Genomic DNA, 20,263 nt, shown 5'->3' with positions numbered 1-20,263 from the left:
TACCGCTACTTGTTTTTATTGCCTTATAATCAGGGGTACAAAAGGGTACAACATAAAGTTGTACTTGTAGTAATTTATATCATGTTGTTCCTTTGAAAAATAAAATGAATCCTTGGATATGATTAACGATTATAGAAAGCAATAGGAAGAATGTCTAACGAAAACGGAAGCAGTTATGTTTAGAAATATTTTATGGAACGATTACATTATTGTGGTTGTTTTCTTGATGGTATGTTGGTATGTATTTGTGGGGCTACGATACTATCTTGATGAAATAAAAGATGTCGTAGGAGGCAAAAAGAAACTTCAAGGCTGGGAGAAAAACGAAGAATTGAAGGTGGAGCCAGAAGCTGATTTGAGAATTCAGGATTCTCTTGAAGGGAGTTCGTCGGAAATGTATCCTGAGGAATCAAATACGATCTTCCACGAAGTAGAGGCGTTGATCAAACAATTAAAAAGTGTTCTCAATGTGGCCGCTCAAAAAGAACCTAGCAAACAGGAGCTCGAGGAGGAGCTCCGATTAATCTTAATTGAATATCCCTTACTAAGCAATTCTCCTTATCATAGTGCAGTTACTGAATTGATTGTTTCGGAATGCGAAAAGTACGGATTGCCAGTTTTGATCCAGCAGGAGGTTGCAGCCTTGTGGAATAAAAGAAACTAAAATAATAATACGGAGGAATTGCTCCTGTCTGTCCCAGTGCGGTAGGGCTTAATGTGACAAGAGAAAGAGGGTATTACGACAGCGGTGAATCCTCCGTTTTTCTAAAATGTTTTCACACTTTAAAATATTGTATTATGAAAAAGTCGAATGGGAATTTTGGCACGCTAATTTCAAAAAAAACATGCTCGTTTGTGGTTGTTTTGACGCTAATGTTGTTTCATTATCAAAGCTATGCTCAGGATGGAATAGCGGGAATCAATGAGGCCAATCAGCAAGTTCGCAGCTACTTTGATGCAGGTACCGAACTTATGTATGCCGTTGGTGCCATATTGGGTTTGATTGGTGCCGTGAAGGTATATCAAAAGTGGAATGCAGGTGACCCCGATACGGGGAAGGTTGCGGCAGCTTGGTTTGGCAGTTGTGTTTTTCTTGTTGTTGTGGCTACAGTGATCAAATCGTTCTTCGGTGTTTAGTTAAAGTCATGAGCAATAGTGTTTATAAAATAAATAAAGGGATTAATCAAAGCATTGAATTCAAGGGACTCAAGGCACAGTATATATGGTATTTAGGTGGAGGGGTTGTTATGCTTATGATTGTTTTTGCTGCTTTGTATATTATTGGGATTCCATCATTGATCTGCGTTGGAGTTATAGGAATCTCAGGAGCCATTTTGGTAATGAAAATATATCAGATGAGCCATAAGTATGGCGAGCACGGTATGATGAAAGCCTTATCTAAAAGACAGCTCCCTAAGGCCATAAAGATTTATAGTAGGAAAGTTTTCATGATGATACCCTAGTAAGGATTGAGGTTGAACAGTAGCTAAATACAGATGAAGATGGAAAAGAGGATGGATGCTATTTTGCCGATTATGGATGTGCAACACGATTGTATTTTATCCAAGCAAGGAGATATAACAGCAGTATTTAAAGTAGAATTACCGGAGCTATTTACTTTATCAGATCAGGAATACGAAACTTTTCACCAGACCTGGTTGAAAGCTATAAAGGTGCTTCCGAAATTTTGTATATTTCATAAGCAGGATTGGTTTATTGAAAGCAAGTACGAGCCGGATTTTAATAATTTGGACGATAGTTTTCTAAGTCGTAGCAGTGAGCACTTTTTTAACGAACGTCCATTTTTGGATCATTGTAGTTACATTTTGCTGACAAAGAAGCCTATGGGTAGGAAAGCGTCCAGTTCTTTGTTTTCCACTTTAGTTCGAAGTTCTGTTGTTCCCCAAGAAACGCTGAAAGGGCAAGTATTGGAGGATTTTATTGAAAGCTCGGAACAATTCAAGCGCATACTTGAAGATAGCGGTTTTGTTACACTAAGGCGTCTTCTTAATGACGAACTAAGGAGTCATAACCGAAAAGTGGGATTGATTGAGCGCTACTGCTTTTTGACAGAAAAGGAGAATTCTTTTGTTTTTAATGATATTTCCTTCGATGAGGGACTGAAGGTAGGAGATAAGCATTGCCAAACCTATACTTTAGCAGATGCTGCTGATCTTCCCGCGCTTTGTGGTTCGCGTATTAATTATGATCGATACTCTACCGATAGAACGAAATTCAGTATTGGTTTTGCCTCCAGCTTGGGACAGCTTTTGTCCTGTAATCATATCTATAACCAATACTTATTTGTTGAAGATGCACAGAAGACGCTGCAAAAACTGGAAAGCAAAAGATTGCGATTGCAATCGCTTTCAGCTTATAGCCGTGAAAACAGTATTGCTCGTGATGCGACCAATGATTTCCTCAATGAGGCGATTAGCGATCAGCGACTGCCAGTCAAGGCTCATTTTAATGTACTGGCATGGACAGCAGAGAAGGATGAAGTAAAAGACATTAAAAACAAGGTTTCCTCGGCATTGGCACAAATGGACGCTATGGCTAAACAAGAGACTGTTGGGGCAGCCCAGATATTTTGGGCAGGAATCCCCGGAAACGAAGCGGATTTTCCGATGAATGATACTTTTGACACCTTTGCGGAACAGGCAGTTTGCTTTCTGAATATGGAAACGGGCTACCGTTCTTCGCTAAGTCCGTTTGGAATCCGTTTGGGTGACCGTCTTACGGGTAAGCCTGTACATGTGGATATCAGTGATGAACCTGTGAAAAGAGGCATCTGTACCAATCGAAACAAATTTATATTGGGGCCTTCAGGAAGCGGAAAATCTTTTTTTACCAATCATATGGTTCGAAGTTATTATGAGCAGGGCACTCATATCGTCTTAGTAGATGTTGGGCACAGTTACAAAGGGCTTTGCGATATGGTGGGCGGCTATTATTTTACCTATGATGAAAAGAATCCCATTCGATTTAACCCTTTTTATATTGGAGCGGGTGACAGCTTGGATACGGAGAAAAAGGAAAGTATTAAAACACTTCTTTTGGCCTTATGGAAAAAGGACGATGAAACCTTTAATCGAAGCGAGTATGTCGCTTTATCCAATGCACTACAGCTGTACTATGAAAAGCTGGAGTCAAACCAAGAATTATTTCCCTGCTTTGACAGTTTTTACGATTTTTTGAAAGATGATTTTGTTAAGGTATTGGAAGGAGAGCAGGTGAAGGAAAAGGATTTTGACATCAATAATTTCATGTATGTATTGCGACCCTATTATAAGGGAGGAGAGTTTGACTATTTGCTCAATGCCACCGAAAATTTGGACCTATTAAAAGAACGTTTTATTGTATTCGAATTGGATAATATCAAAGATCATCCTATCCTTTTTCCAGTGGTCACCATCATCATTATGGAGGTTTTTATCAGTAAGATGCGCAAGCTCAAAGGCGTGCGCAAGATGATATTAATTGAGGAAGCTTGGAAAGCTATTGCTAAGGAAGGTATGGCGGAATACATAAAGTATTTATTTAAGACGGTTAGGAAGTTTTTTGGGGAAGCAATAGTAGTTACGCAGGAAGTAGAAGACATCATCTCATCCCCCGTGGTAAAACAGGCGATTATTAATAACAGTGATTGTAAAATATTACTGGACCAGAGTAAATACCAGAATAAGTTTGAGCAAATTCAGGAACTGTTGGGGCTGACCGAGAAAGAAAAAGCATTGGTACTTTCTGTTAACAAAGCCAATGACCCAGACAAGAAGTACAAAGAAGTATTTATTTCATTAGGCGGAGTGTTATCTAAAGTCTACCGAACTGAAGTATCCCTGGAGGAGTACCTGGCTTATACTACGGAGGAAACAGAAAAAATGAAAGTGCAGGAGTACTCTAAGAAATATGGAGGAGACATAAAAAAAGGGATTGCTGCCCTTGCAATAGCCCTTCGTAACGGAAATTAAATGATAGGATTATGAAAACAAGAAAGAAAGTCATGGTGGGCTTGATGTGCCTATTGCTTTTTACTACCCCAGTCAAGGGAGCGGAAAACGTTGCCGCTGTACCAATTGTCGGAATAATTTCTGTAGCTGTAAAAAAAGTAATTAAGGCAATTGACCTAAGAATTCAGCGACTCCAAAACAAAACGATATGGTTGCAGAACGCGCAGAAAAAAATAGAGAATGTGCTTTCAAAATTAAAATTGAATGAAATTTCAGATTGGACAGAGCGACAACGTGATCTTTATCGGGACTATTATGAAGAATTAGCAAAAGTTAAATCAATTATTAGTTATTACCAACGCATCAAGGAGATTAGTCAAAAGCAAGTGCGACTGGTAAATGAGTATGAAAGGGCATGGCGGTTGTTCCAACAAGACAGTCACTTTAACCGGGATGAATTGGGATATATGCAGCAAGTGTATTCCGGTATTTTGGAAGAGAGCATGAAAAATATAGATCAGATATTTTTAATACTGGATTCCTTTAGTACCCAGATGAGTGATGCTAAGAGACTTGATATTATTAATGCCGCTACTGATCAAATCGATTTCAACTACAATGATTTGATTCTTTTTAACAAGCAGAATATCCTCCTGAGTCTGCAACGAGCAAAAACAAAACAAGATGTGAGTGCAGTCAAGAAGTTTTATGGGCTTCCAAATTAATAGATGGAGAGCTATAAAAAGAGCAGAATCGCAGATTGTTAGGAAACAGTAATGAAGATATGCGAAACGCAGTGCTGTAAGACAAGTAAAAGAAGGTATGATATTTATCAATTAAGGACGGCTTATCAAACCATTATCGACTTATGAAAAAGTTATATTTATCGGTATTCTTTATGGCATGGGCAGTTACGACTCCCTATGCTCAAGAAAAGCAAAGAAAAGTGTTGCTCGAACAAATAGCAGGACTGAAAGTATATATCAATTATGCACAAGAAGGCTATTCAATAGCCAAGAAAGGACTGGGTATAGCAGCTGATTTGAAAAAGGGCGAGTTGCGGCTTCATACTGATTATCTCAGCTCATTAAAGAGCATAAACCCCGAAATAAAAAAGTATAGCAGGCTGGTTGAAATTATAGTATTACAATGGAAGCTTGTAGAGAATCATAAACGGGTATTAGGACAATTAGAACAAGCTGATTTATTTCATGGGAGTGAGTTAGCCTATATCAAAAGAGTGTTTGAACGTTTATTAGATGGTTGCAGTAAAACTATGGAAGAACTGATTGCAGTTACAACGGATGGTCAGTTTGTAATGAAGGATGATGAGCGGATAAAGCGAATTGACGCCCTTTATTTTACTATGAAGGAGAATTATATGTTTTCCCAAAGTTTCAATAAACAAGCTAAAATACTGCGTTTATCGCGGGCAAAGGATAATAAAGATGTACAAACGTCTCGTGGCCTACACGAGCTAATAAAGGAGTAATTATGAAGAAGCTATTCATTATCTGTGTGGTTCTTTTGAGTATGATTTTACCATGGAAGACAGCTGCCCAATCTCAAGAAATGCAACAATTGCTGTTGAATATAGAGAAATTGGCCCAGTTTAAGCAGATTTTGCAGGATATGAAAAAAGGCTATCAAATTCTCAATGGAGGTTACAACACTGTGAAGGATTTAACACAGGGTAATTTTAGTCTTCACAAGACTTTTATCGATGCATTAATGCAGGTCAGTCCGGCGGTAAGAAAATACCATCGTATTGGGGATATCATTCACTATCAGATGCTTTTGGTAAAAGAATACAAGAGTGCATTTCAGCGGTTTGGAAGCAATAGCCTTTTTGATGAAAAGGAAATAAAGTACATAGAAAAGGTTTATGGTAAGCTCTTTAAACAAAGCCTTCTCCATCTGGATGAACTCATGACAGTTATAACGGCGAATAAACTGCAGATGTCTGATGATGAGCGGCTGCAATCCATTGATGAAATCTATGCTGCTATGCAGGATAAACTGCTGTTTCTTCGAAGTTTTAATTCTAATACTGCTTTACTGGCAGTGCAACGTGCCAAAGAGCAGCAAGATGTAAAATCCCTTCGGGCCATTTATAAACTAGAGAAATAAAAAGTTAGCACTATGAAAAAAATATACAAGGTCATTTTAGTTACAAGTCTTAGTATTGCTTGTCCCTTTGCAACAAAAGCACAAAGTCTGGCAGCAGAAATGAATAGTCTTCATGGGGTACTTGATCAGCTGTATGATGAAATGATGCCTTTGTGTAGTAACTTATTGGGAGTGGGGCAAGGTATTGCCGGTTTTGCCGCTATTTGGTATATCGGTTCGCGTGTATGGAGGCATATTGCTAATGCGGAATCGATCGATTTCTATCCTCTTTTCCGACCGTTTGTGATTGGATTCTGTATTATGATTTTTCCTTCGGTGCTCTATTTGATAAATGGTATTATGAAGCCCACGGTTACAGCAACAGCTTCGATGGTGGATGGTTCGAATAAGGCAATTGAAGTTCTTTTGAAGAGAAAAGAGCAAGCTATAAAATCGACAGATGCCTGGCAGATGTATGTTGGCGAGTCGGGTAGTGGTGATCAGGACAGATGGTATAAATACACCCATGATGCTGCTGATCAGAATGGTTCGGGTTTATTTGAGGGAATTGGTAACGATATCAAGTTTGCGATGTCGAAAGCCTCCTTTAATTTTCGCAATTCGGTAAAAGAGTGGTTGAGTGAAGTATTGCGGATACTCTTTGAAGCCGCCTCCCTTTGTATTGATACGCTAAGAACCTTTCAGCTGGTCGTACTCTCCGTTTTAGGTCCTTTAGTTTTCGGTATTTCGGTGTTCGATGGCTTTCAACATACACTTACGGTCTGGCTGGCACGTTACATCAATATTTTTCTATGGCTTCCTGTGGCTAATATTTTTGGAAGCATTATCGGAAAGATACAAGAGAAGATGCTGGAACTAGATATATCACAGCTTAATGATTATGGAGACACTTTTTTTAGTCGCACAGATATGGCATATCTGGTATTTATGATTATCGGTATTGTGGGGTATTTCACGGTGCCATCAGTAGCTAATTACATTGTTCATGCAGGAGGTGGTGGGGCTTTGAGTCAAAAAGTGACCACTATTTTAAGTAGCTCGACAAATACAGTGGCTAACACGGCCTCGACAGGAGCTGGAATGGCTATGGATGCGATGGGCAACGCGGCAGGTCGCATGTCTCAAAGTATGTCAGGACATCAAACTTCTTCTCCTTATTTTGGAGAGAAGGCCAATTATATGGGAGATAAATTAAAAGGTAATTCCTGATAACCATTAAAAACAAGAATCATGTTTAGTAAAATGAAAAATATCGATACAGCTTTTAGACATATAAGAGGCTTTTCAATGTTAGTCATTGTCGGATGCATTATTATATGTTGTTTCACACTTTACAAAAGTTTTAAGCTTGTAGCACAAATGCAGTCCAAGGTGTATATTCTTGCAAATGGAAAAGCGCTGGAAGCCTTTGCTTCAGATCGAAAAGACAATATAGCGGTGGAAGCTAGAGATCATGTAAAAACATTTCATCAATTTTTCTTTACTCTTGATCCAGACGATAAGGTAATCAAAAGTAATGTTACCAAGGCATTGTATCTCTGCGATGACAGTGCCAAGCGGATCTACGATGATTTAAGAGAGAATGGATACTATGCAGGAATTATATCCGGTAATATCAGCCAAAGTATTGAAATAGACAGCATATCGGTAGATATTAATCAATACCCTTATCTTTTTCGATGTTATGCGGTACAACGTATTATCAGGGCTACCAGTATTGCTCACCGCAGCTTGATTACCGAAGGGAGTTTACGCAATGTATCTCGGAGTGATAATAATCCGCACGGTTTTTTAGTCGAACGATGGAAAACGATCGAGAATAAAGATCTCAAAATTGAAAATAGAAAATGATTCAATTGAAGAGCTATGGAATTCCTATACAAAAGAAGAAAAAAGCCTAGATCCGATGGTAGGCTAATAAGTGATACACTAATGAAACAGGTCAATAAAGTCTACTTGGTAGCCCAAACAAAATGGGCACAATGGATGGCAAAGAAAATGGCAAAGCTATCCCATAGCGCTTTGGTGGTTATTTGGAGTCTCTTTATCGGTATTTCGGGGGGCTATAGTATTTATATGATTGTTCAAGGTTTTTCAGGAGCTACAGTCAATAACATCAAAATAACACCGATTAATAAACCGCTACAGTTACTGCAACAGGATGATGAAATAAGCAAAGAGAATAGTTCCGCTGACAAGGACAAATTTGAAAAAATAATTCGTTTTCGTGCCTATATCGATAGTTTGGGTCGCTGTCCAACAGGGAAGTAAAGCTACGAAAGTATTGTAAACCACCTTGCCGGCTTACTAGATAGCCTTGCTATCCTAGAAAATTATTATCAATACAATTTTAAAGACAACGACTATGGAAAAACAAACTAAATCTATTCATTCACTCCGACAACGCAAGATGTTTTTGGTGTTACCCCTGCTAACACTACCATTTATTAGTCTATTATTTTGGTTACTTGGAGGAGGAGAAGTTGAAACCGCAGATGTAAATGCAGACGAAAAAGAAGGCTTTAATATTACGCTTCCTATTCCCAATTTTAAAAATGAGCCCTTGTTGGATAAAATGAGTTATTATGATAAGGCCATTTTGGATTCGACAAAAATAAGAGAACTGATTAAGAAAGACCCCAATTATTTGCAGCATTCTATTTTTGGTGATTCAGCTATAGTAGGAGCGAATGGTAATCAGGAGGATAATAGTTTTAGAAGGAGAGGCGGAGGCCTTACTAGCAACATCTACCGTGATCCCAATGAAGAAAAAATGCATAAGAAGCTGGAAGAGCTTCAAAAGCTTATAGACAAACCAGTACCAACACCTAAACAGCCCGTTTATAAAGTATATGAAGACCAGAGTAGCAGTAGTCTCCATTCGAAAGATGTTGACCGACTGGAACAGATGATGCAGTCGATGAGTCAATCGGAAAGCGAAGATCCGGAATTGCAAAAGCTAAGTGGAATGTTGGAAAATATACTTGATATCCAGCATCCAGACCGGGTACAGGAAAAAATGAGAAAAACTTCGGAAGCGAATAAAGGGCAGGTGTTTACCATCTCTACTATAGGGAATGATGATAGGATTACTTCTTTGGAGAATAGTAAAAAGTCAAACAATGCCGACATAGGAATACAGACAGCATATAATGCATTCTATTCTTTTGAAGAACCTATAAATGCTTCCGTTGTACACAATGCAGTTGAAGCGGTTATTCATGAAACGCAAACTTTGGTGAATGGTTCGACAGTCAAGCTAAGACTCAGTAATGCAATCTTTGTCAATGGGGTTATGATTCCAAAGGATCATTTCCTTTTTGGGATTGCTTCATTGAAAGGAGAGAGGTTGACTGTTAAGATCAATAGTCTCCGTTTTGGGAATTCTATTTTTCCGGTGGAGCTCTCTGTTTATGATATGGATGGTCTCGAAGGCATTTATATACCAGGTGCGATTAACCGGGATGTAGCAAAGACTACCGCAGATCGTTCAATGCAAAGCTTGGGGCTAAACACATTTGACGAGTCTTGGGGTGCCCAAGCGGCGGGAGCTGGTATTGAGGCGGCCAAAAATCTTTTAAGTAAAAAAGTGAAGCTAGTAAAAGTGATGGTAAAGGCTGGGTATCAGGTGCTGATCCGTGATGAAAACAGAAAAGAGTAAAAAACAAGAATTTAAAATTGCCATTAACAACAAGTTTATTTAGGTAATAGAAAAACCATCGAACCCCACTAGAAATAAAATACTGTGCGATAAAAAACCTTACATAAAAAAGACGAATCTAATGCCGATAGAATCAGGATGAGCTGTCTAAGCATTCTATGTATAACTGTTAACAAACAAATAAATAAAACACATATGAAAAACATGAGTCTATTGGTACTGCTCTATATAGGATGTAGTACCGGAAACGTATTTGGTCAACAACAATTGCCTAGAAGTGAGCGCTATCAGATTGAATCAGATTCCTTAGTTATAGGGCATTCGAAAACAACAACGATTGTGTTTCCGTATTCCGTTAAAAGTGTTGATAGGGGGAGTAATGCTGTATTAGTACAAAAAGGAAAAGATGTTGAAAACATACTTCAATTAAAGGCAGCCCATCCTAATTTTATTGAAACAAATCTTACGGTTGTTACTTCCGATGGGCAGCTCTATTCTTTTGTTTTGAATTACAATGAAGAAACACCAATATTAAATTGGATCATCAGTAAAGCAAAGGGGGAAAGACAAGAGCATTTAGTATCGCCTGACAATGAGAATGAAGTAGACTTACATGATTATTCAGCCTTAGCCTCTTATGAAAGAAAGAAACTGCGAGGTGTAAGGGATAAAAGGTTTGGTATCAAGTTTCAATTAAATGGCTTATTTATTTATGAGAATGTGATGTATTATAGGATAAGAATAGAAAATAATTCGAATATAAATTACGATATCAGCCAGTTGCGCTTTTTTATTCGAGACCAGAAGAAATCCAAGCGTACCGCATCACAGGAAATAGAGATCAAGCCCATCTATATTTACAATAATCCTTTAGTTATCGAGCAGCTGTCAGAAGCTTTTGCAGTATTTGCTTTGGAAAAATTCACTATACCTGATAAAAAATATCTTGCGATACAACTTATGGAAAACAGGGGAGGGAGGCATTTGGAGCTCCGCGTGAAAAATGGAAAGATGATGCAGCTGGCTGTGTTGCCTGCGCTATAAGTTATTTAATCATTTAAAATAGATAGTCATGAACGAGAAAAATTTTGAATACCTGCGTGATCAGGTAAAGTATACCGGTTTCGGTGAGGGATTAGAAGGGGAGTTAAAAGAAAAAATGCAAGAGCAAAAGCCCAGTTTCACCATGAATCATGAAGCTTATTATGGGAAGGATGTCGCTCGAGTGTCTTTGAATTTTAAGAAGTCAGAGCAAAGTGATATGTATTTCTTTAATTCGTACAAAGTCGATTTGTTAAAAGAGCATACGAAAGATTCCTTACAGCAGACTTTCTACATTAACAAAGGGAATAATATCACAATGAAAGAAGCTTATAATTTGATGGAAGGTAGGGCGGTCAATAAAGATCTCACTAACAAAGAAGGGCAACTTTACAATGCTTGGGTTCAAATGGATTTTAAAGAAATCGATACCAAAGGGAATTTTAAACTAAACCATTACCATGAAAATTACGGTTACGACCTTGAGAATACGCTTTCTAAGCATTCAATCAAGGAGTTGGCAAATCCTAAGTATAAAGAAGAGCTAATGGATTCTCTCAAGAAAGGAAATCTACAATCAGTTACTTTTTTAAGAGAAGGAAATGAGATTAAGCAGTTTGTTGAGGCGAATCCCCAATTTAAAACCATTACTATTTACGATGGGAATAGACAGCGTATTGATAACCGCCAATCAAAAGAGGAAAAGCAGTCTGAGGGAAGCAGTAAAGCGGTAAAACAGGATGCTAAAAAGCAAAGCCAGAATGCTGCTGATGATGGTTCAGAAGTGCCACAAGAAAAAAAAAGAAGAAAAAAACAGTCTAACTCAATGTAGATTATGATGGAGTCCTTAACACCCTTATCCAATTTTTTTTCAGCTATTGAAAAAGATTATCGTATCAGTATTACCCATATTGGTATCTATGCTGCTTTGTTGCAGTTTAGAATGGATAAGGGTTTAATTAATCCCATACAGGTTTTTAGTTTTGAAATTATGTATTTAGCCAAGATATCAGCCCCCACGACTTATCTGAAGTGTGTAAAAGAATTAAGCGAATATGGCTATATCAAGTACGAACCTTCTTTTAAAAGAAATAAAGGAAGCAAAGTCTATTTTATTGATCCGGAAAATTAAAGGAGTGTTCTTGTTTTTTCAAATAGTATTATTATGAAAAAGCCCACATTAGAAGAACTTCCCGAAGCTGTAGTAGCATTATACGGGAAGATCGAAGCTCTAGAGACAGTCTTGAAACAGAACAGCTATAGCAGTGGCTATAATGTGAAGTTTAAAAACGATTTGACTGGAGGTAAATGCAGTTCAAGTTTTAACAAAAGTGATTTAGCTCAGTTTTTCTACATTCTTATGGATGAAAATATTTTATTTTTTGATCGTGAAAGTGAACAGAATAATAGAAGCAAAATGCAGCAATTTATTCAAGACAATTTTACTTATGCAGGGGATTCAGGATCGCAGGTTGGCATACATACCATTAGCAAGCAATTTTCTGAGTCGAAAGGCTTTACTTATGGTGCAAAGCAACTAAAATTTCTCAATAAATTGATTAAAATACTCAAAAGGAGGAAAGGAATAGTCGCTTGCCGCTAGTACTTTAAGAAGTGCTCTTCTAGAATGAATTATTTTGAAACTTTATTTAAATTAAATTTTTTGATCATGTCTAAACAAAGTAAAGAAAATAAGTTCTCTTATATCGCTGCAATTAAGCAATTGCTGGATCCCTTACACAGTCGATTAGAAAAAATAGATTTTAAGATGAGGGAGGAGAGTAGAAAAAAGGCGGCACAGTATTACAGAAATGAGGATTTAAAGAAGCTATTTGGACTGTCAAATAATACCATTATTAAATACCGCCAGATTGGTATATTGCCTTATACGAAACTTGGGGACATCTATTTGTATGAGGCTGCTAAAATAGAAAAAATACTCCATGAGAATAAACAATAAATCACAGCTGTAGTGTACAAGCTGTAAAAACAGCTTAATTTTTGAGGAGTGATGCACTAACTTTTGGATTAAAACAATCAACTACAAATCTCCGTTGATTATTTTCTGGTGTTTTTCCGAAAATTCATCAAGTTCTACTATTTTTAAAACTACATTTTTAATGCTCAAACCGTCTTTGATAAATTCAAAACGGATCTCAGGACGGAAAATTAAATGCAAAATTCAGACAATTAAAATTAATAATTGTACAGAAACCCGTATTGGTAAATACAGTATTGCTTTTTACTTAAATGCTTTGTATCCCGTCCTGAAATAACGATACAAGTTATTAAAAATTAATCCTGTTTTTAATTGAACAGGGCAGTTGATTGAATAAAACTAATAAGAAAAAGGACATGATTATTTAGAGTGAAATAAAGTATGATACCTTTCTTCCAGGAGTGTTTTGTATTTGTCTTTGAATTCATCTGATAGGAATGAATTATTGATCCATTGGATGGCAATGGGCTTGTTTTTCTGGAAACGCTTTGCAATACCCTTTATTTGTTTTGTGTTTAAGTCAAGGTTGATGCCTAGTCTTTCAAAGTGTTCCCATTTTAGTTTTTTCTTCTTTCCTTCTAAGGTCAGCGCCAGTTCTTCGGTGTCGTCTGGATTTACTATGGCTACGTTTAACAGATCATAGGCTGGGGCCAGAGTCCAGATTTTACCGGAATAGATCATCGAAAAGTTTTTGAGATGCATGTCGTTGTTCCCCGTGAGGAAACTGAAAATAGCTAATTCGAGAAAATACAGTTTGTCGAGCAAGGTGTTATCTGAAAATTCGTCCAGTGCTTTACCTATTTTTTCCATGGAACTTTTGTATTTGTCAAAGGCTTCGGTGATTTGGAACATATCGAGCATGTGGATTTTTTCTCCTGTAGCAGTTCGGTCGATGCGTTTGGTGATATAGGAGAGCTCTCCTGACTGTAACCTTATCAAGCTTGACTTTACGGTAGTGATTCCGAAAGCTTCAGCTATGCGCATGGTTAAGTGTTCGTTTTCAGGCATTTCAGGAAACTGGTTGGAGGGTGGTTTGAATATATAATTACCGCCCAAGGCCCCGACTACCGTAAGGCGGCCTTTATTTCCGTCTTGAATGGCATCGCTTACAATTGATAAAGATAATTTGGGTTGTACACCGGGAACAGCCACACTTCTTTCGACTACATTTTTGGCCAATTCCGCCATTTGTTTTAGCGAATGTTCGAATAGCGGTTGTTGTTTTGTACCGAAAAATTCGAGGCTGCATTGTTCGTGAAAATCACCAACAATTGTATCTTCTAATGGTTTGTAACAATATAGACAGTTCTTACTCATTTTCGTTTGGTATTGGTTGGACACTTACTGCTCCGATACAATTTTGGCAACAGGCCAAAAGCAAGCCCATGCGGTCATTCTGGTTTATCTTCCAGTTTTTAGAAGCAATATCCAGTAACCATCCTTCGGGTATTAGACCTTCAAAAAACGGAAATAATCGTTTGTCTGTATAGATTTTTGTGCTGACCGGCATTGTGAGGGTGATGCTTTCTCGAGGATGTTCTTTGATGTAATTTTGCTCGTACTGAAAGGTATATTCTCCTTCATCCGTTTCTGTAAGTATTCCGGCCAGGAATTCTTTATAATATATGGCAGCTTTTCTCATGGTTCTTAGTCATTATTTTTGGATAATTCCCTTGCGTTAACCGGTGCCAAAGTATGCCCGAACATTTTGAGAACCTGATTTACTTTTTCAAGATTTAGATTTTCCTTGCCTTGTTCGATTTTACGGATAACGGTTAGTGCCACTCCCGCACGTTCAGCAAAGGCTTCCTGTGTGAGTTTTACTTCATTTCTTTTCTCTTTTACAAAATCTGCTAATGTTTTCATATTCCGAAACTTATTATTTTTCATCGGTTATCTGTTGCCACTACTTATGTTTTTTTTTTATGATGGCGACTATAGGATTATATGCTTTTACAACGATTCTAAACAAATATAGTTATTTATATGTAAAAGCATATAAAATATTAATATTAAATTAATTTATATGTAAAAGCATATAGCTTTAGTAGTTTACCCTAAAACCAGGTGGTCAGTTTGAACTGGAAAGTGGTGGTCAATTTGACCGGTTTTTCTAATAGTGTATTTACACCAGCTTTTTGTTTTGTCTAAGACAACACGATGGGCTTCTGTTTGGGAGATGATATTCCGAATGACAGTTATAAAAGACCAGGTCATTTATTTACTGATGAAAAACGTTCCATTTATATAGAAGATGAAAGCAATGTAAAAGGTGCTTATGATATATGGTGGGACGGTAGCGATAAAAAAATAGTTTAAGATTTTTTACGAGTTGTAGAACTAACTGGGCCAAGATTTATAAGTCAAGCTGAATTAATTCATAAAATTGAGCATATTTTACACAGTGCAACAGTGTAGTATTGCAATAAAAAATAATAATATGGCTACACCCAGTGAAAAAACTTGCAGAATCGCTGGAAGTTCTTAGTATTTTGGAAAAACAGTTTATTTTTATAAAATGATTGTTATTCTATATAAAATTGGTTGTTTTGATTGAAATAACAATCAATTTAAATTCAATTAAGTAATTACTGAATCCTTTGCTTAGTCGATTTTAAAAAATACTCAATCAGAATAAACAATAAACCACATACTTATTTTATTTTCAAGATGTAAGAATAGCTTATTTTTGAGGAGAGACGTACAAGAAATAAACATAAAAGGATTCCAGATAGGGATTCTTTTATGTTTATTTGATTTTGCACTAGATAAAACAGGAAAAAGATTAGGTGATTATGAACTAAATTTTTGCCTTAGTTTAGACATATCTTCCATTACATTTACATCAAGCACTTTAGCATAATGTTGTGTTTGCTTAATGTTGGTGTGACCCATCATTGATGAAACATTTTCAATCCTAATTCCGTTGCCTAAGGTTACTGTCGTTGCAAAAGTATGCCTGGCCACATACCAGGTAAGGTTTTTTTCTATTCCACAAAGATCAGCTATTTCCTTAAGATAGGCATTCATCTTTTGATTAGATATCTGCGGGAGTAGTCCAACTTGTAGGTTTTTGTATTTATTAATTATCTTCATAGTGGGAGGTAAGATGGGAACATTTGCTCGAATAGCTGTTTTTGCTCTATTAGTCATGATCCAAAAATCGTTATTGGAATCCTGAAAGATGTTCGTTGAGGTAAGATTTAAGGCATCTACAGGTGCGTATCCTGTATAACAACTAAAAAGAAAAATATCTTTTACTCTTTCCAGGCGTTCAACAGAAAATTTTTTGTTTTCTATACTGTCTAGTTCGCTTTGGGTAAGAAACACAGCATCTTTAATATTTAGTTTGCCATCATAAAGATTAAAGGGATTCTTTTCAATTAGTCCCATTTTTATGCTGTAATTAAAGGCTGTTTTATACATTCTCATATATTTTACCATCGAGTTGTTTTTAATGCCAACTCGTCCTTTAAAATCACTTTCATATTTAAGGAAGGATTCGAGATTGTATATAAATGCGCTGGAAATTTCGTTTGACGGAAGGTCGTTCACTTGATACTGCTTTTTCATAAAGTTTAGAAGCAATTCCTTAGAGCGCTCGTATTTTTGGAATGAAGCCTTGGAACGCTCGTCTGCTTTTACTTTTCTTTCAAAGAACTGATTGTGCTTTTCTAAGATTTCTATAACACTAATTTCCTTAGACGGTATTTTTGCCCTGCCAGTTACTTCATTCTTAAGCGATAGAAGTGAAATATCGGAACTTACTTTAGTCATTTCATTGTATTTCTTTTCAATATTCAGTTGAAATAAGTCAAGGCTATGTTTTAATACTTTTTCTTTTTCAAGTTTAAGTACATTTCTAAGGTTTTTGGTAAACTGCCATCTCTCTTTTGAAATTGATTTAGCGGTTGCCATAGTGATGGATTGTTGTTTGTAGGTGATGCGTGCAAAAATAGGAGATTCTCCACTTTTGTTGGCTTTTCCAGCTTTGAGATAAAAAATTACTTTTAACATAGCTTCTTGTTTTTAAATTAATAATCAAATTGATTTAAAAACTTTGAAAGTAGCTAGTATTGGCGGGGAATTCCCGGGGAATTCTCCCAATTTAGTGACCCTATTTTGCCTAAAAAGGCTGAAAAAAAAATAGGGTCACTAATAGGGTCACTGTTCTTTGATACTATATGTGTTTTTTGACAAGTGAGAAAAAACAAAAAAGCCTTTAAATACTAGTATTTAAAGGCTTTTGATTTTTAAAGTTTCTTTTGAAACTTCATCTGGCGGAGAAAGAGGGAGTTGTTTGTTTTTCTAAAGCGCCGTAAAATAAGGCTTCGCAAAGCTTTTATTTTAAGTGACTCCTCAACTGACACCTCTCAATATGTTAGCAAATTGTTCTAAATTTCAATTATCAAATATAAGTGTTTTTTTGCTGGAATTAATGATTAATTATCATAATTTGAACTGGTTAACCGTTTTTTTTTGAACAGGCATTGGTTCAAAATTTAGTTGCCTAAAGTATAATTTCTACCCAATTATCAAAGGTTCAACTTGTTCAATTTTTAAGCTGGTATATTGGCAAAACTCCTCGACAGATACAAACTCATTTTGGAGCTTGTTGAGCTCCTTTCTTATTTTTTGAAGTAGTCTAATACTTTGGCGATAACTCTTTCCGGTTATGCGTTGTATATCCTTAGGGTAGATACATAATCTCTTGTTATTCGTTCTCATACTCTATCTATGACTTTGATTGGGCTTTGCCTAATCTGGAACCTTTATGGTTCAAGTTCTGGCATTCCATAAAAATAGTAAATAATTCCTTTGGTTCAGAAGCGGAAATCTGCTCCCGTCAATGTTGGTTGTAAATGGGTATTTAGGTCATTTTATGCCATTTGTGTCACAAAGTGACATATGGTATAGGGGAGTCTTTTTTATGTGATTTAATTGACTAAAATTTGTTTCATAATCAATCCAAAAGTGTTGCAACAGGATGATGATTGAGAGTGTATTTAGCAAAATTATTCATTTAAAAATTTAGGAAGTATGGCAAGACAGAAAGGCATAATTAAATTGAAGGGTACTATCGGAGATATTACCTTTTACAAAACCAAGGACGGGCATTTAGCTCGTGAAAAGGGCGGTGTTGATGCCAGCCGAATCAAAAGTGATCCCGCATTCCAAAGAACTCGTGAGAACAATTCTGAGTTTGGTAGAGCAGGTAAAGCGGGAAAAACGCTAAGAACAGCGTTGAGAACTTTGCTTATCAATTCTGCTGATAGTAGAATGGTGAGCCGACTGACTCAATCTATGGTCAAAGTGATTCAAGCGGATTTAGTGAACGACAGAGGGTTACGCAATGTAATTGATGGCGAAGCGGAATTGCTTGTAGGTTTTGATTTCAATATCACTGGAAAATTAGGGACCACTTTGTTTGTTCCTTTTGTAGGAACAATAGATAGAGTGGCAGGCGAAATTTCGGTTGCGGTGGATCCTTTTGTACCTGCCAATATGATTGCTGCTCCAGGTGGAACAACTCACTATAAAATTATTTCAGCGGGAGCCGAAATTAATTTTGAGGCGGAAACTTTTGTGGTTTCTAGTTCTGAAACAGCGATCCAACCATGGGATTCCACTCCAGTAGTGGCTATCAATCAATTGAATGCAGTGACTCCAAACAGTGTAAGTCCGTTGTTTTTGGCTTTAGGGATTGAGTTTTTTCAGGAGGTAAATGGAAAAATGTATCCATTGAAAAATGGTGCATACAATCCATTGTCATTGGTACAGGTAAGCGGTCTGTAAGATGGTTTTAGTGTTAATTAGGACCTATTTTCCCGAGGGAACACAAGGATTTTTGGAATGGAACGGCACTCTAGTTTGTTATACCATCGAGTTGCCCTGGTTGGAAAACCAAAGGCGCATTTCTTGTATTCCTGAAGGAGAATACGTATTACAGAAGCGTTTTAGCCCAAAATTCAAATGGCATTTGTATTTACAAAATGTTCCAGGACGAGATTTTATATTAATCCATCCTGCCAATGACGCCAAAAAAGAACTGTTGGGCTGTATCGCACCCGTAACCAAACATACCGGAATAGGGAAGGGTAGTGCCTCTCGTATAGCATTACAAAAGCTTACGACATTGATCTATGCTGCTATGGGATGCAATGAAGAAGTGAAAATAAAGATCCAATCTAATCCTTCGACTCCGATCAGGATGACAAGGTAAAAAAGTAAAGTAATTATGAATATAGTTGAACGTGCGAAAGCACCAACCCCAAAGTTTTTTAAGGTTTTGAGAAGTATTGGAATGGCCCTATTGGCTATCAGCGGGAGTATAATTGCGGCTCCGGTAGTTTTACCTGTAGCCGTTGTCAGTATTGCCGGATATGCAGCCCTTGCGGGAGGTGTCATTTCGGTAATCAGTCAAATTACGGTTGATGATGAGGCAAACCGAGAGCGGTCCATAGTGAACCGGTTGAAAAAAGGCAATCAAAATTTACCGCGAGATGGAATCAAATAACAGCTTGCAAATCGGAACCGCATCCGGAACTTTATTAAGTGTGATGCCAAATATTGTTTCTGAAGATATTCTAAAAACGATTATCTTAGCGGTAATTGGAGCTATTATTAGTTTCATTATTTCGCTCCTTTTAAAAGGATTGACAAAATTTAAAAAGAAATAATTCGGGTTTCGCTTGGTAACCTTTTCCCGAATTTATAGGAGGGCCTGATCGAGAGATCAGGCTTTTTTTTGTGATTTACAATACCTCAACAATATCACTCTTCTCATTTCACTGATAAGGACAATATTCTTCTTTAATTGGTCCTCTTTTTGTGCCAATAACCTCAACGCCTGGATTTGTTTTTTATGCAGCTCGTGTTCTTGTAGCATTTCGTTAACTTTTGACATAAAATCCTTTTTAAAATCAGCAATTCTTAAAAATGGAATTACGGATCCAAATAATGAGTGGTGCCAGAATTTTGCTTTCCATAAACTATAAGCTAACCAATACACTGTTTCAGCATCTTCATCGTTTTGAAATAGGATTACAAAGCTATTAGTGAACGGTTCGTTTTGTGGTTTACCGGAATTCATTCCTTTGTTGAGGATGTAGATTTGGTTTCCTTTATAAATAGCATTTTTTTGGTGTGTTTTGATGATAAAATTCGGCATATCGCTTTGGTGTTAAAGATTCGACCTTAATTTTTCGGAAAAGAAAAAAGAGAAAAAAAGAAAGCCGTTATAACAGCAGAAATGACGAACGAAAATGGAGGGAAGAATGACCGACTGGAAGTGAGGAATGAATGCTATTCTTGCTGGATTTTTTTCTTTTTCTTTTCAGAAAAATGCACTATCGTACTTGTTGTAGTTTCTCAGGGGAGTCCTTGTGGAAACGGCAATTAACACCCCCAAGCACCGCAAGGAGCAAAAAAAGTGGTGCCCCCTTTTAAGGGCAAGGAACTTTTTTTTTGCGGATGAGGAGC

The 20,263-nt window shown here is 36.9% G+C and carries 27 protein-coding genes; 21 read left to right on the top strand and 6 right to left on the bottom strand.

The genetic code is table 11. The features are described 5' to 3' along the window. Nucleotides 1-175 precede the first annotated feature (175 nt). From BUB25_RS12835 to BUB25_RS12760, 16 genes are all read left to right on the top strand, one after another. Nucleotides 176-664, top strand: coding sequence for a hypothetical protein (locus tag BUB25_RS12835; protein ID WP_072945006.1), 489 nt, complete (start codon nucleotides 176-178; stop codon nucleotides 662-664). Nucleotides 665-798: 134 nt separating this feature from the next. Then, the gene (locus BUB25_RS12830; protein ID WP_072945004.1) at nucleotides 799-1,137 is read left to right on the top strand and encodes a DUF4134 domain-containing protein; all 339 of its coding nucleotides are present in this window, start codon (nucleotides 799-801) and stop codon (nucleotides 1,135-1,137) included. Nucleotides 1,138-1,145: 8 nt separating this feature from the next. Further along, nucleotides 1,146-1,463, top strand: a complete 318-nt coding sequence (locus BUB25_RS12825; protein ID WP_072945002.1) for a DUF4133 domain-containing protein — start codon at nucleotides 1,146-1,148, stop codon at nucleotides 1,461-1,463. A gap of 39 nt (nucleotides 1,464-1,502) precedes the next feature. Further along, nucleotides 1,503-3,971: a TraG family conjugative transposon ATPase gene (locus tag BUB25_RS12820; protein WP_072945000.1), complete on the top strand. Its 2,469-nt coding sequence runs from the start codon at nucleotides 1,503-1,505 to the stop codon at nucleotides 3,969-3,971. An 11-nt stretch (nucleotides 3,972-3,982) separates the two neighbouring features. After that, nucleotides 3,983-4,675, top strand: a complete 693-nt coding sequence (locus BUB25_RS12815) for a conjugal transfer protein TraI (RefSeq protein WP_072944998.1) — start codon at nucleotides 3,983-3,985, stop codon at nucleotides 4,673-4,675. 143 nt (nucleotides 4,676-4,818) lie between these two features. Then, a complete protein-coding gene (locus BUB25_RS12810) occupies nucleotides 4,819-5,442 on the top strand; it encodes a hypothetical protein (protein WP_072944996.1) in 624 nt (207 codons plus the stop codon). Nucleotides 5,443-5,444: 2 nt separating this feature from the next. Then, nucleotides 5,445-6,080 (top strand): hypothetical protein, encoded by a 636-nt coding sequence (locus BUB25_RS12805; RefSeq protein ID WP_072944993.1) that lies wholly within the window; start codon nucleotides 5,445-5,447, stop codon nucleotides 6,078-6,080. Between the two features lie 99 nt (nucleotides 6,081-6,179). Next, the gene (gene traJ, locus BUB25_RS12800; protein WP_244533823.1) at nucleotides 6,180-7,289 is read left to right on the top strand and encodes a conjugative transposon protein TraJ; all 1,110 of its coding nucleotides are present in this window, start codon (nucleotides 6,180-6,182) and stop codon (nucleotides 7,287-7,289) included. 21 nt (nucleotides 7,290-7,310) lie between these two features. Then, nucleotides 7,311-7,931 carry a conjugative transposon protein TraK gene (gene traK / locus BUB25_RS12795; RefSeq protein WP_072944988.1) on the top strand — a complete coding sequence of 207 codons (621 nt, stop codon included), beginning with the start codon at nucleotides 7,311-7,313 and terminating at the stop codon, nucleotides 7,929-7,931. 15 nt (nucleotides 7,932-7,946) lie between these two features. After that, a complete protein-coding gene (locus BUB25_RS12790; RefSeq protein WP_072944986.1) occupies nucleotides 7,947-8,351 on the top strand; it encodes a hypothetical protein in 405 nt (134 codons plus the stop codon). Between the two features lie 94 nt (nucleotides 8,352-8,445). Continuing rightward, a complete protein-coding gene (gene traM, locus BUB25_RS12785) occupies nucleotides 8,446-9,741 on the top strand; it encodes a conjugative transposon protein TraM (RefSeq protein WP_072944984.1) in 1,296 nt (431 codons plus the stop codon). 195 nt (nucleotides 9,742-9,936) lie between these two features. Continuing rightward, nucleotides 9,937-10,785: a conjugative transposon protein TraN gene (gene traN, locus BUB25_RS12780; RefSeq protein ID WP_072944982.1), complete on the top strand. Its 849-nt coding sequence runs from the start codon at nucleotides 9,937-9,939 to the stop codon at nucleotides 10,783-10,785. Between the two features lie 28 nt (nucleotides 10,786-10,813). Further along, nucleotides 10,814-11,614: a hypothetical protein gene (locus BUB25_RS12775; protein ID WP_072944980.1), complete on the top strand. Its 801-nt coding sequence runs from the start codon at nucleotides 10,814-10,816 to the stop codon at nucleotides 11,612-11,614. Between the two features lie 6 nt (nucleotides 11,615-11,620). After that, entirely contained in the window at nucleotides 11,621-11,914 is a 294-nt protein-coding gene (locus tag BUB25_RS12770; RefSeq protein WP_072944978.1) for a hypothetical protein, read from the top strand. A gap of 33 nt (nucleotides 11,915-11,947) precedes the next feature. Next, nucleotides 11,948-12,385 carry a hypothetical protein gene (locus BUB25_RS12765; protein WP_072944976.1) on the top strand — a complete coding sequence of 146 codons (438 nt, stop codon included), beginning with the start codon at nucleotides 11,948-11,950 and terminating at the stop codon, nucleotides 12,383-12,385. A 66-nt stretch (nucleotides 12,386-12,451) separates the two neighbouring features. Then, the gene (locus BUB25_RS12760; protein ID WP_072944974.1) at nucleotides 12,452-12,742 is read left to right on the top strand and encodes a MerR family transcriptional regulator; all 291 of its coding nucleotides are present in this window, start codon (nucleotides 12,452-12,454) and stop codon (nucleotides 12,740-12,742) included. A gap of 81 nt (nucleotides 12,743-12,823) precedes the next feature. Here BUB25_RS12760 and BUB25_RS16660 read toward each other — a convergent pair whose 3' ends face one another. The 4 genes from BUB25_RS16660 to BUB25_RS12745 all read right to left on the bottom strand — a co-directional run bounded on the left by BUB25_RS16660 (nucleotide 12,824) and on the right by BUB25_RS12745 (nucleotide 14,647). Further along, a complete protein-coding gene (locus BUB25_RS16660; protein ID WP_170066896.1) occupies nucleotides 12,824-12,961 on the bottom strand; it encodes a hypothetical protein in 138 nt (45 codons plus the stop codon). A 180-nt stretch (nucleotides 12,962-13,141) separates the two neighbouring features. After that, the gene (locus BUB25_RS12755; protein ID WP_072944972.1) at nucleotides 13,142-14,098 is read right to left on the bottom strand and encodes a HipA domain-containing protein; all 957 of its coding nucleotides are present in this window, start codon (nucleotides 14,096-14,098) and stop codon (nucleotides 13,142-13,144) included. After that, nucleotides 14,091-14,423: a HipA N-terminal domain-containing protein gene (locus BUB25_RS12750; RefSeq protein WP_072944970.1), complete on the bottom strand. Its 333-nt coding sequence runs from the start codon at nucleotides 14,421-14,423 to the stop codon at nucleotides 14,091-14,093. Before BUB25_RS12750 ends, BUB25_RS12755 begins: the two co-directional genes overlap by 8 nt. Before the next feature lie 5 nt (nucleotides 14,424-14,428). Beyond that, complete coding sequence (locus tag BUB25_RS12745; protein ID WP_072944968.1) at nucleotides 14,429-14,647, bottom strand: helix-turn-helix domain-containing protein; 219 nt, start codon at nucleotides 14,645-14,647, stop codon at nucleotides 14,429-14,431. A 294-nt stretch (nucleotides 14,648-14,941) separates the two neighbouring features. Here BUB25_RS12745 and BUB25_RS16655 point away from each other — a divergent pair, with 294 nt between their 5' ends. Then, entirely contained in the window at nucleotides 14,942-15,100 is a 159-nt protein-coding gene (locus BUB25_RS16655) for a hypothetical protein (protein ID WP_170066897.1), read from the top strand. 474 nt (nucleotides 15,101-15,574) lie between these two features. Here BUB25_RS16655 and BUB25_RS12740 read toward each other — a convergent pair whose 3' ends face one another. Continuing rightward, nucleotides 15,575-16,798: a site-specific integrase gene (locus tag BUB25_RS12740; RefSeq protein WP_072944966.1), complete on the bottom strand. Its 1,224-nt coding sequence runs from the start codon at nucleotides 16,796-16,798 to the stop codon at nucleotides 15,575-15,577. 1,023 nt (nucleotides 16,799-17,821) lie between these two features. Here BUB25_RS12740 and BUB25_RS12730 point away from each other — a divergent pair. Genes BUB25_RS12730 through BUB25_RS16650 form a run of 4 tightly spaced genes read left to right on the top strand, consistent with a single transcriptional unit; the run spans nucleotide 17,822 to nucleotide 19,461 of the window. Further along, nucleotides 17,822-18,577 carry a hypothetical protein gene (locus BUB25_RS12730; RefSeq protein WP_072944961.1) on the top strand — a complete coding sequence of 252 codons (756 nt, stop codon included), beginning with the start codon at nucleotides 17,822-17,824 and terminating at the stop codon, nucleotides 18,575-18,577. A 1-nt stretch (nucleotide 18,578) separates the two neighbouring features. Beyond that, on the top strand, nucleotides 18,579-19,004 hold the full coding sequence (locus BUB25_RS12725; protein ID WP_072944959.1) for a DUF5675 family protein: 426 nt from the start codon (nucleotides 18,579-18,581) through the stop codon (nucleotides 19,002-19,004). A 15-nt stretch (nucleotides 19,005-19,019) separates the two neighbouring features. Continuing rightward, complete coding sequence (locus tag BUB25_RS12720) at nucleotides 19,020-19,298, top strand: hypothetical protein (RefSeq protein ID WP_072944957.1); 279 nt, start codon at nucleotides 19,020-19,022, stop codon at nucleotides 19,296-19,298. After that, nucleotides 19,285-19,461 (top strand): hypothetical protein, encoded by a 177-nt coding sequence (locus BUB25_RS16650; RefSeq protein ID WP_170066898.1) that lies wholly within the window; start codon nucleotides 19,285-19,287, stop codon nucleotides 19,459-19,461. The genes BUB25_RS12720 and BUB25_RS16650 overlap by 14 nt, the downstream gene beginning before the upstream one ends. A gap of 56 nt (nucleotides 19,462-19,517) precedes the next feature. On the opposite strand, the gene BUB25_RS12715 is transcribed toward BUB25_RS16650, so the two are convergent. After that, nucleotides 19,518-19,952 carry a DUF6943 family protein gene (locus BUB25_RS12715; RefSeq protein WP_072944955.1) on the bottom strand — a complete coding sequence of 145 codons (435 nt, stop codon included), beginning with the start codon at nucleotides 19,950-19,952 and terminating at the stop codon, nucleotides 19,518-19,520. Nucleotides 19,953-20,263: the final 311 nt, after the last annotated feature.

The organism is Flavobacterium granuli (assembly GCF_900129705.1).
In the GTDB taxonomy this organism is placed as follows: domain Bacteria; phylum Bacteroidota; class Bacteroidia; order Flavobacteriales; family Flavobacteriaceae; genus Flavobacterium; species Flavobacterium granuli.
The sequence above is the reverse complement of the archived record's forward strand: the minus strand, read 5'-3'. Positions and strand labels throughout refer to the sequence as shown.